This is a genomic window from Armatimonadia bacterium (genome assembly GCA_039679385.1).
Classification (GTDB): domain Bacteria; phylum Armatimonadota; class Zipacnadia; order Zipacnadales; family JABUFB01; genus JAJFTQ01.
The window spans coordinates 1-10,308 of sequence record JBDKVB010000145.1; the positions used below are offsets into that span (position 1 = coordinate 1).

The window sequence follows — 10,308 nt, forward strand, 5'->3', positions numbered from 1 at the left end:
CGGTCCCGTGCTCGGGGTCGCCGGAGTCTCTGTAGCCGCTGAAGGCCAGGCGCGTCCCGTCGGGGCTCACTGCCGGGTCACGCAGCCTCAAGGCGGGGCAGCCCGCGGGCAAGTCGGGGTCATGTAGCGCCGGCAGGTTCAGCGGCGTCCTGGTCTTCGCCTCGACATCCACCACATCGAGCTTGTCACCATGCGAGACCAGAAGCCGGCGACCGTCGGGGAAGAAGGACAGGCGGCCGACGCTCTCCAGGTTGCCAACGACCAGTTCGGGCTTAGCGCCCTCCAGGTCCGGCTTCCGGAGGGAGAAGGCCCATAGCTGGCAGTTCCGCCCTTCCCCCTCTTCGTAGGTTGAGTGAGCAAAGGCCACACGGTCACCGGTCGGACTCCAGCACGGGAGTTCGTCCAGACCATCCAGACGCTTCCTGCGAGCGGCGGCCAGAGAGCTCAGGCCGGTGTCGAGTACCCGAACCATGAACAGATCTCCGTCGCCACGCCGCCGATCGGCAGGGAGCGTCAGGCAGTTCCCCTCCGGCGCCAAGGCGAGCCCGTCCATCGCCTCTCCGCGGAAATCGCCCATATCGCACCGCCCTTGCTGGAGGTCCACCAGGCAAACAGTGCCATTCTCAAAACCGACCACGGCTTTGTGCCCCTGGACATCCAGGCATCTGGCGCCCCGCGTGAGGTTCAAGGTGAGGAACCGCATCGTCCCGTCCTCCGCAGCGATCATGACCTGTGGAGGGATGAAGACGTCTGCTCCCGAGGCCGGGCCCCGGGAGGCGATATACGCCAGACCCTTGGTCATCCAGCAGGGCCAGGAGTCACGTGGGCCAGGGTGATCGAAGTCTAGGTTCGAGTACCGGCGCGGAAGGTGGGCTGGTACCCCGCCCATGCCGAAGGGGGCTCCTGTGGCGGCCACGAGGATAGCTGAGCCACGCTTGGGAAGCGCCGGTCGCGGCCCCCGGGCTACGTCAATGACGAAGAACGTCTGCTCCTTCCCCTCGGGCTTGATCCGGTACCAGGCGGCAGCCGTAACCATGGAAGCATCACCGGCTCGCAGACGCAGTTCGCTCCTTACCCGGCTCGCGAGGTCCGGGAGGTCGACGGTCTCCTCCTCCCGCCAGAAGCCCGGGGTGTAGATCGCGTGCAGTCCCACGACTTTTCCGTCCCAGGGCCGCAGGTCAAGGGTGAGAGACAGCTCTGGACGGACCGCAGGCATCACCCATGCTGCGCGGAAGTTGCCGTCGAGCAGGCCCTGCCACAGCGGAGGAGACATCTCGACGACGCCGAGACGCCGCAACACCTCGGCATACCTGCGGTTGGCGAACTGCCTGGCAGCCTCCGCCAGGGCGTCGGTCTTCGGTGCGCCGAGACAGGGCACCAGCACCTCGCTCCCGATGCTGAACTCGCTCACATAGAGCGGGGACGGGCACAGCACTAGGCGTCCCGGAGCGGCACCAATCAGCGCGCCGCCCGCCATTCTCTCTGCTTCCGGGGGCAACTCGTACTGCTTGGCGGTCGCACCCTCGGAGGTAAGACGAGGGAGCCCGTCAGCAAGTCGCGGCACCAGGGGATCAGCAAGGAACTCCGCTGCGGTACTGGCGACAGTCGGTAGCGGAGCAGCGACGGCGGGACGGACGGCAGAACAGAACGGCGCTCGCACACTCAGAAAGAGGGACACAGCAATGGCTATGGTACAGCCAACCAACCGCAGCTGTCTCACGGCGAACGCCTCCCATATCCGTATCAACGTACGCCGTCTTTGAACCGGAATGCTCGTATCTTCGCAAGACAACTGGCGCAGAAGTTGTAGTCGGTCAGTGCGGAAGGTGTCCCTTGCCCCATGACACAGAACTTTCCAGAGTCTGTCTTCTGCATCTTATCGCCGAGCTCGTCATCGAGGCCAAACTGATGGCCGACTTCGTGAACCGCGACAATGAGGGTATACTCATCCGACCAACCACAGACCTTCTGACTTCCCACGTAGACGTATGAATACTTGTAGTAGTCATTCGACTTCCCCCATCCGTTGTCACCATAGGAGGTCTCCGCGTTGGCTCCTATCAGGTGCACATATCCACGGTTACGGGTCGCGTAGTGGGAGAAGTTGTCGCGGGAGTACTTCGTCCGGGCATCCGACGTGGGCAGGACCCCACGGAAGGGTGACTGCCCGCTTCCGGGAGTCGGTACCACCACCGTCCGTTGTGCGCGAGCGAAGGCACTACGAAACCGTTTGTCCTGGCCCTTTGGACTTAGAGGGCCCCGTGGGCTAACCATATAGTCCTCCTCTACCCAGAATTGCGTACTGAGGCGGGCCCCGTTCGCTACCAGCATTCTCTGGGCGTCGTGGGTGCGGCGATCCTTGGTTTTCGTACCGCAGGGCGCTTGCGCAGTCCACAGTACTCGCCACGTCCCGCCCGGATCGTCATCAGCGAACTCGTAGACCTTCACACCGTCCGGCTCGCCGTCCTGATCGGCGTCCTCCCCACCGTGCAGGGCGCTCAAGGTCTGTGGCCACGGGCCACCGACTGCCCGTCTCACCTGCAGGTCCGGGTCGACTACCACAAGCTCCAGATCCTCGGCGCCGCGCTGGCATTGGTCGTTGAGCCAGTAGGTCACCCGCAGTTCGGGAGAGGCGTTCTCCGCCTCCGGGACGTGCATCCACACCGTATGCCCTTCCCGCGGCGGGGTCTCCGGCGTAGTCTCCGGCACCCACAGGCAGTAGGGGTACTTTAGGTAGTTGTAGTCCATCGTGCGCTTGTCCCCAATACCCTCGGGGGCCTCGGGGCTCGTGTACTCCATCACCAGGATATCGTAGGTGTACGTACACCACGGGTGAACCTCGGGGTCCAGATGGCCGCTCACGTTGGTGTCGGCCAAGTTCACGGACACCGATTGGGTCCACAACCCATCCTCGTCCACCTGCCCGTTACCCGTGACCAGTCCATAGGCAGCCCAGTACTCGCCCGTCCAGGTCTCGCAGCCGCTGGTCTTGCGGTAGTAGATGATCCAGGCGTACTTGTGCGGATCGGCGTCCGCGATGGTGAAGTTCAGCGTCGGCGACTGTAGCCCTGTCGAACCCTCGGGATCCCACCTGAAGTAGTCGATGGTGCCATTGGAGCAGGTCACGTTCTTGAGGTGCACATTCTGCACCGTAGGTTCAAGGGCCTTAGCCCCGTTGGCGTACTCCTGCGTCCAGCCCTCACCGACGACCTGCTCTTGTGGCAGACGGTCTAGGATGCGTCTTGGCAGAGTCGATGTCCGGATCAGCGAATCAGACGTGTTGGTTCCGCGGGAGACGCCCATAGTTCATATGAGCACGTCTATTCCCTCTCGAGTTCCTTATACCTCCATTGTCACCTTGATATCATCGTCTGTAAGCATATACAGTAACCTCATGCACACTGTTAGCTCACCTGCCGAACACTTCGTGAGGCCCCACCAAGCGCTCTCACTGATGGTGACGAGATGACGGGCGCTCGTAGTGCGGCAGGAGAAGAGGACGGCCCCGGGGGGGCGGTCGAGCAGGCGGATTGCAGCCTCTTGGCTCAGTCTTCTACAAGCCCGGTCTCCGCCCTAGGGTCTCTCAACCGCTACAATAGTCAGGACCTCCCCCTCTGCGGGAGGAATTGCGGTCATAAGTGGGCAATAGATGACCGATGGGGAGCCGAACTGGTCATTGATATGATCACCGGCCACCTATTCACTGGCTTTCGAGTTCCCTCGCCGGGCGGAAGCGTACCCCAGGAGGACAGCGATGGACCTTGGCAAAGATCCGCGCAAGCAGAAGACGGAGGACATCACCGACCGCGCCATCGCTATCAACCACTTCACCGACCGCAGGGAGGCGCTGGCGGCCTTCCAGGCACATCTGGACGCTCCCGAGGGTCAGCCCCTGCCCGTGCTGCAGTTCTTCGGCGTCGGCGGGATCGGCAAGTCGCTGCTGCTGGAGAAGCTCCGGAACGACCTCTCCGAAACGGAGAAGAGGCTGCCCGTCGCTGCGGTCGACTTCCGCAATGAGCGCGACCGCCATCGCCTACGCGCACTCACCCTCCTGCGGGTAGCCCTTGGCCGCCACGGCCTCCAATTCCCCGAGTTTGACCTCGTACGGGCTGTTCTGGACGCCGCGGAGGGTGGGCAGGAAGCCGACCTTATCTCGATCAGTCCGTGGTACAAGGCCGCTTTCTCCGCGCTGCAACTGGTTCCCCTGGCCTCGCCCCTGAGTGCTCTGGAGACGGCGCTTGGGCACGCCGCAACAGGCCTTCGCACCCAGTACCCCGGCCTTGAGGAGTGGCTGCGACGCCTCGGCGGGACGAAGGAGGTCCTGCTGCTCCAGGGGCTGGGCCGCAACGAACTCTCTGATCGTCTCTTGGAAGCCTTCGCCGGCGACCTGACCGAGGGTTCCCCAGCCCGGCCGGGCAAGGCTGTCCAGGCGGTCCTGCTGATGGACACCTACGAGGCGCTCTGGACCGGACGGCAGGGGCCCACCGGCCCACAGGGCGCCCTCGTGGATGACTGGATCCGCGACCTGTACTGCTACCTGCGTCCCGGTGGCCGAGTACTCCTGGTCCTTGCGGGCCGCGATCGTCTCGCCTGGGCGGATCCACAGGTGGACCCTGACTGGGCAAGCCTGAAGGAGGCGGAGCTCAGGACCCATCTGGAGACGCACCTCATCGGCGGCCTGTCGGCGGCAGACACACAGCGCTACCTGTCGCGCCGCGGCGTCGGCCATCCGCCTGAGACCGGTGAGCCCTCTCCCTTGCAGGCTGCCATCATCGACGGCTGCAGCGGCGGAGAGTTGGAGAAACAAGGCTGCCTGCCCCTCTATGTGCGACTGTGCGCGGATATCGTGCTCAATGAGCGCGGGCCGGGAGGCCGCGGCGCCGATCCGCCGCCCGAGTGGTTTCACGGCATCCCGAACGACCAGGTGGCCTACCGGTTGGCCAACAGGTTCCTCACCTCCCTGGGAGACGACGCCACATCGAACCTCGTCAAGGCCCTGAGCTTCGCACGCTGGTTTGATCTGCCGCTGGTAAAGGACCGGCTCGAGGTGGGACCGGACGCGGCAGCGGCTACCTTCAGACGCCTCACCGCGTCCTCCTTCTGCGAAGCCGCCCAGGACGGCCGCGTCAGGCTCCATGTGACGATGCGGGCAGCCCTGAAGTACCTCGTCTCGATTGACCAAAGGGACCGTTTGACGCCGGAAGACCTCCATGCCTGGTTCCGTCAGCACTGGCAGGCCCGGCATGAAGCCGGCGAAGCGGCCGCTGAGGTCGAGGCCTGGTACCACCATCTCCATCTTGCGCCAGAGGAGGCTTTCGGTATCTGGTGCGCGCACGTAGAGGCGGCCCGAGACCGGCGCGACGGCCCCAGAGCACGCGATCTGATCGACTGGTGGGAGGGCATCGACCTGACCGATGCCGACTGGCAGGAGCGTCTGGGCGATGGGACCTGGGCGGCCACCGTGCACAACCTGGCGTACCGGCTGCACGAGCTGCGGCCTTTCGCATGGGCGCACTCCGAGACACTGCAACGCGTCATCGCCTGCTATGAAGCCGCCCTCCGCGTCTATACCGAAGAGGCCTTCCCCACCGACTGGGCCAGGACCCAGCACAATCTGGGGCTCGCCTGCTGGGAGCTACCCACTGGCGACCGGGCAAGGAATCTGCAGCGCGCCATCGCCTGCTACGAGGCCGCCCTCCGCGTCTACACCGAAGAGGCCTTCCCCACCGACTGGGCCATGACCCAGAACAGCCTGGCGATCGCCTACTGGGACCTGCCTACCGGCGACCGGCCGAGGAATCTGCAGCGCGCCATCGATGGCTTCCAAGCCGCACTCCGTGTCAGGACCGAAGAGGCCTTCCCCACCGACTGGGCTAGGGTCCAGAACAACCTGGGGAACGCCTACTCTGACCTGCCCACCGGCGACCGGGCCCAGAACGTGCTGCGCGCCATCGCCTGCTACGAGGTCGCCCTCCGCGTCTATACGGGAGAGGCCTTCCCCACGGACTGGGCCGCAACTCAGCACAACCTGGGACTCGCCTACCAGGACCTGCCTACCGGCGACCGGGCAGAGAACCTGCAGCGCGCCATCGCCTGCTACGAAGCCGCCCTCCGCGTTAGGACCGAAGAGGCCTTCCCCGCCGACTGGGCCATGACCCAGAACAACCTGGGGAGCGTCTACCAGAGCCTGCCCGCCGGCGACCGGGCCCAGAACCTGCAGCGCGCCATCGACTGCTACGAAGCCGCCCTCCGTGTTTGCACCGAAGAGGCTTTCCCCACCGACTGGGCCATAACCCAGAACAACCTGGGGAGCGTCTACCAGAGCGTGCCCACCGGCGACCGGGCAGGGAACCTGCAGCGCGCCATCGACTGCTATGAAGCCGCCCTCCGCGTCAGGACCGAAGAGGCCTTCCCCACCCACTGGGCCATGACCCAGGACAATCTGGGGACCGCCTACGCCGACCTCCCCTCCGGCGACCGAGCAGAGAACCTGCAGCGCGCCATCGACTGCTACGAAGCCGCCCTCCGCGTCAGGACCGAAGAGGCCTTCCCCACCCACTGGGCCATGACCCAGGGCAATCTGGGGACCGCCTACGCCGACCTCCCCTCCGGCGACCGAGCAGAGAACCTGCAGCGCGCCATCGACTGCTACGAAGCCGCCCTCCGCGTCTACACCGAAGGGGCCTTCCCCACGGACTGGGCCAGGACCCAGTACAACCTGGGGAACGCCTACGCCGACCTCCCCACCGACGACCGGGCACAGAACCTGCAGCGCGCCATCGCCTGCTACGAGGCCGCCCTCCGCGTCTACACCGAAGGGGCCTTCCCCACGGACTGGGCCATGACCCAGAACAACCTCGGGAGCGCCTACCGGAGCCTGCCCACCGGCGACCGGGCCCAGAACCTGCAGCGCGCCATCGACTGCTACGAGGCCGCCCTCCGCGTCAGGACCGAAGAGGCCTTCCCCACCCACTGGGCCATGACCCAGAACAGTCTGGGGACCGCCTACGCCGACCTACCCACCGGCGGCCGAGCAGAGAACCTGCAGCGCGCCATCGACTGCTACGAAGCCGCCCTCCGCGTCTACACCGAAGGGGTCTTCCCCACGGACTGGGCCATCATCCAGAACAACCTGGGGAACGCCTACAGCGACCTCCCCACCGGCGACCGAGCAGAGAACCTGCAGCGCGCCATCGTCTGCTACGAAGCCGCCCTCCGCGTCAGAACCGAAGAGGCCTTCCCCACCGACTGGGCCAGGACGTCCCACAATCTTGCGTCAGCACACGGCATTGCGGGGGACTTCGTCGCTGGGATCGAGGTGCTGTCCCCAGTTGCTGCTGCGCAACCTGGAGACGGTGATGCCGCTTACCTGTTGGCCTGTTTGCTGGCGCTGCAGGGGCAAGCTGAAGAGGCGTTGGAGCACCTGGCGCGGGCAATCGGTCTCGATGGACAGCGCTATCGGTCTCTTGCCACCGAGGACGGGGACTTCGCCTCCCTGCGTGAGGATCCGCGGTTCCAGGCGCTGGTTGCCGAGCCGACCAAGGACGACGGGTAGGGCTGAGTGCACATGGAGGCGCTCCCAACACAACTTGCGGTGCTGGTGCTGATCGTGGTGGCCTTCGGGTTCCTCCTCGGAGGGCAGCGCGGCGTTCTGGCTATGGCCCTCGACGAAGTGGCTGAGGGTCTGTCGCAGCTCTCGGGCCGAGAGAGGCCGAGGCATAGCGGCACAGAAGGGAGGCAGTCACCCGTCAGTCAAGACAGCGGGGGCGAAGCGAGGCTTGGCGGCTTGCTCTGCCTGCGCTCAACACGATCACGAGCGAGAGAGCATAGGAAGTGGACTCCCGGACGACACGAACCAGCTCGAGAGTGGCGCCGCAGGCAATCCTCCGTCCATACGCTTGGGGGCGCTCTGCTTCCCGATGGTCCGGCTCGATGCCATCAGGAGCCCGGAGTCCACCACTGGATGGACTCGCTGGAAGTGACCGCCTTGACAAGGAGTGAGCGTCGCGGCGTTGAATCTAGGGCTCGATCGTCATCGTCCTGGCGGTGGACCTCTTCGTGTCCTGGACCGTGACCGTGCCCTAGGCGGCGGTCCTCGTTCAGCGGCCGCCAGGGGCGGCCATCCGGTCAAGGGGTGAAGCACATGACCAGCCTGACGGCATGCCCGAAGCAACACCGGTCGGTAGTGCTCCTGGCTCTTGCTTGTGCCTTTGCGTGGGCGTCTGTGATCCTACCTCAGCCACTCCAGGCAGACGCCGCCGACCAAGGGATCATCGCCTATGTGCGGCTCTCGACGCATGACATCCACCTCGTCTCACCTGATGGGACGGGCGACCGGGTGCTCTGGACCGCTCCCCGCAAGTTCTTCGTGGATCCGCCACACTATCTCGCCTGGCGGCTCGACGGCCGCGAGCTGGCCTTTACCAGCGACCACGAGGCGTGGGCCTCGTGGTACGAGAGCGATGTCTATGCGGTTGGCTCCGACGGAACCGGCTACCGACGCATCACCAACGCGCCGGCCGCCGCCGAGCTCGCCAAACTGCCCAAGGGCTCGGTGACCGTGAGCGTCTCGAACTGGACTACTGACCAGGTGCAGGTGTATGTGGCGGGCGCACCGGAGCTCAAGTCCGTCCCGGGCAACGGGGCGGTAACCTTCGACGACGTCGCCGATTTCGGGCCGGACGTCTGGCAGCCTGCAGTCGGCATCTACGGCCTCTACCGGGTTATGCCGTCCCCGCCCCTGGCAGACGTCCAGCCGGGCAAGACGGTTGCGGGTGGGACACTCATGATCGGGGCATACTCCGGCATCCGCTTCTTCGGCGCCGGCAAGGTCTCCTGGAAGGCGGACGGATCGGCGCTCGCCTATGCCATGCGGACCTGCTCAGGAATCAGCGTGATACCCGCGCTCCCCAAGTACGGCTCCATTGGTCTGCCGCTCCCGGTGGTCGCGAAGACCTCCCCTGGCCTGGTGGCCTGGGGCCCAACTCCTGACACGAGTGACCGGTATCTCTATCGGTCGGGCTACAACATCCTCGATGAGGAGCTTGGGGGGATCTATCTCAACACCGTTGGCGACGCCTCCGGGGGCCACAAACTCGTGCCCACTTACCGGGCCGAGCTGGTGCGCGACATCGAGTGGAAGCCTGACGCGTCCGGCTTCCTCTTCACCCAGATGCACGTCCCCCTGAATATCCAAACAGACCTCTTCGAATACAGCTTCGCGACCAAAGAGGTCACCAAGTTGACATCCCTCGGCGACGACAGCGCCCGCGGACTCAGCATCTCGCCCGACGGCCGGCAGGTCGCCTTCGAGCGGGAAGGGACCGATGCAACGAGCAGCTTGTGGATCATGAACCGCGACGGCTCGGGTCTGCGCAAACTCGCGGACGATGCCGGTCGTCCTGCCTGGGGCCGGCTGCCGGCGGCTCGCACGCCCGCCGGTTAGCTAGCAAGGGTGGTGCGGTGAAGCGGGAGCCGAAGAGCCTGCCCCCCATGGCTTGCCCGGTCACGGCCCAGAAGGCTGCCGCCGGCAGCAACGGCATTGTGCCTCCTGAAGGTCCGTGTTCCCCCGTAGGGCCCGTACCTGGGCCTTCAAAGGGCGCAGCGGTCCGGCTATGGCCCTCGACGAAGTGGCTGAGGGTCTGACGTAGCTCTCGGGCCGAGAGAGGTCGCCGCTAGCGTCGCGCGGCGGCGATCGCCACCAGCCCGAAGGCCACCGCCGAGGCGAGCAGGGATACCGGAGCGGCGGCGACCACCTCCGATGTGCTGCTACTGAAGAGCAACAAGATCGCCCCCGCGAGACCGAGGACTCCGACGAACATGCCCATGCCCATCGCCAATCTGCAGAGCCCGTCACTACCCGAACTGCCACGATCGGTCGCATCTGACATCGTCTCTGGCTCCCTTCGCTGCGGTGGGGTATCGACTGCGCCATCGCCTGAGTGGAGTCTTCGTGTGCTGTGGCCACAAGTCCTGGCGGGGCCTGGCGGCCCTCTGGCTCCTCGTTCTCTGCCTCGGTTGCACGCTCGAGATGGTCTTGCGGGTCCCTATCACCAGGTCCTGGAGAAGGCATGGAGGGCGGGCAGGTCGCGGCACTTCCGGAAGCGAAGCTTCCTGCCGCAGGTGTGCAGGGCGTGGTCGCGACTTCGGGGCGTGAGAGGACCTTCCATGAACATCAAGTCCGTGGCTGTCTTCGGCGGATCAGGCAAGATCGGGAGGCATGTCGTCCCGTGGCTGGTGGAGCACGGGTACGCGGTGCGCGCCCTGGTGCACCGGAGTCCGGTGGCCGGAGAAGGAGTGGTGTCGGTG

6 protein-coding genes are annotated in these 10,308 nt (G+C 65.5%); 3 read left to right on the forward strand and 3 right to left on the reverse strand.

Annotated elements, in window-relative coordinates; genetic code table 11:
- Together ABFE16_16665 and ABFE16_16670 are read right to left on the reverse strand one after the other, a co-directional pair.
- Positions 1–1,720, reverse strand: a 1,720-nt coding sequence (locus tag ABFE16_16665; protein ID MEN6346938.1) for a hypothetical protein, incomplete at its 3' end; no start/stop codon positions are given.
- Positions 1,721–1,743: 23 nt separating this feature from the next.
- Entirely contained in the window at positions 1,744–3,303 is a 1,560-nt protein-coding gene (locus ABFE16_16670) for a hypothetical protein (protein ID MEN6346939.1), read from the reverse strand.
- Positions 3,304–3,754: 451 nt separating this feature from the next.
- Here ABFE16_16670 and ABFE16_16675 point away from each other — a divergent pair, with 451 nt between their 5' ends.
- On the forward strand, positions 3,755–7,555 hold the full coding sequence (locus tag ABFE16_16675) for a tetratricopeptide repeat protein (GenBank protein MEN6346940.1): 3,801 nt from the start codon (positions 3,755–3,757) through the stop codon (positions 7,553–7,555).
- Positions 7,556–8,143: 588 nt separating this feature from the next.
- Positions 8,144–9,445: a hypothetical protein gene (locus ABFE16_16680; GenBank protein ID MEN6346941.1), complete on the forward strand. Its 1,302-nt coding sequence runs from the start codon at positions 8,144–8,146 to the stop codon at positions 9,443–9,445.
- A 229-nt stretch (positions 9,446–9,674) separates the two neighbouring features.
- Here the strand turns inward: ABFE16_16680 and ABFE16_16685 are convergent, their stop codons facing one another.
- Complete coding sequence (locus ABFE16_16685; protein ID MEN6346942.1) at positions 9,675–9,890, reverse strand: hypothetical protein; 216 nt, start codon at positions 9,888–9,890, stop codon at positions 9,675–9,677.
- A 277-nt stretch (positions 9,891–10,167) separates the two neighbouring features.
- On the opposite strand from ABFE16_16685, the gene ABFE16_16690 reads away from it, so the two are divergent.
- On the forward strand, positions 10,168–10,308 hold a 141-nt coding region (locus ABFE16_16690), incomplete at its 3' end, for an NmrA family NAD(P)-binding protein (GenBank protein ID MEN6346943.1).

Excerpts from the sequence above, each read along its gene's own strand:
- ABFE16_16670 (MEN6346939.1), bottom strand. The coding sequence starts at position 3,303 with ATGGGCGTCTCCCGCGGAACCAACACGTCTGATTCGCTGATCCGGACA.
- ABFE16_16675 (MEN6346940.1), top strand. The coding sequence starts at position 3,755 with ATGGACCTTGGCAAAGATCCGCGCAAGCAGAAGACGGAGGACATCACC.
- ABFE16_16680 (MEN6346941.1), top strand. The coding sequence starts at position 8,144 with ATGACCAGCCTGACGGCATGCCCGAAGCAACACCGGTCGGTAGTGCTC.
- ABFE16_16685 (MEN6346942.1), bottom strand. The coding sequence starts at position 9,890 with ATGTCAGATGCGACCGATCGTGGCAGTTCGGGTAGTGACGGGCTCTGC.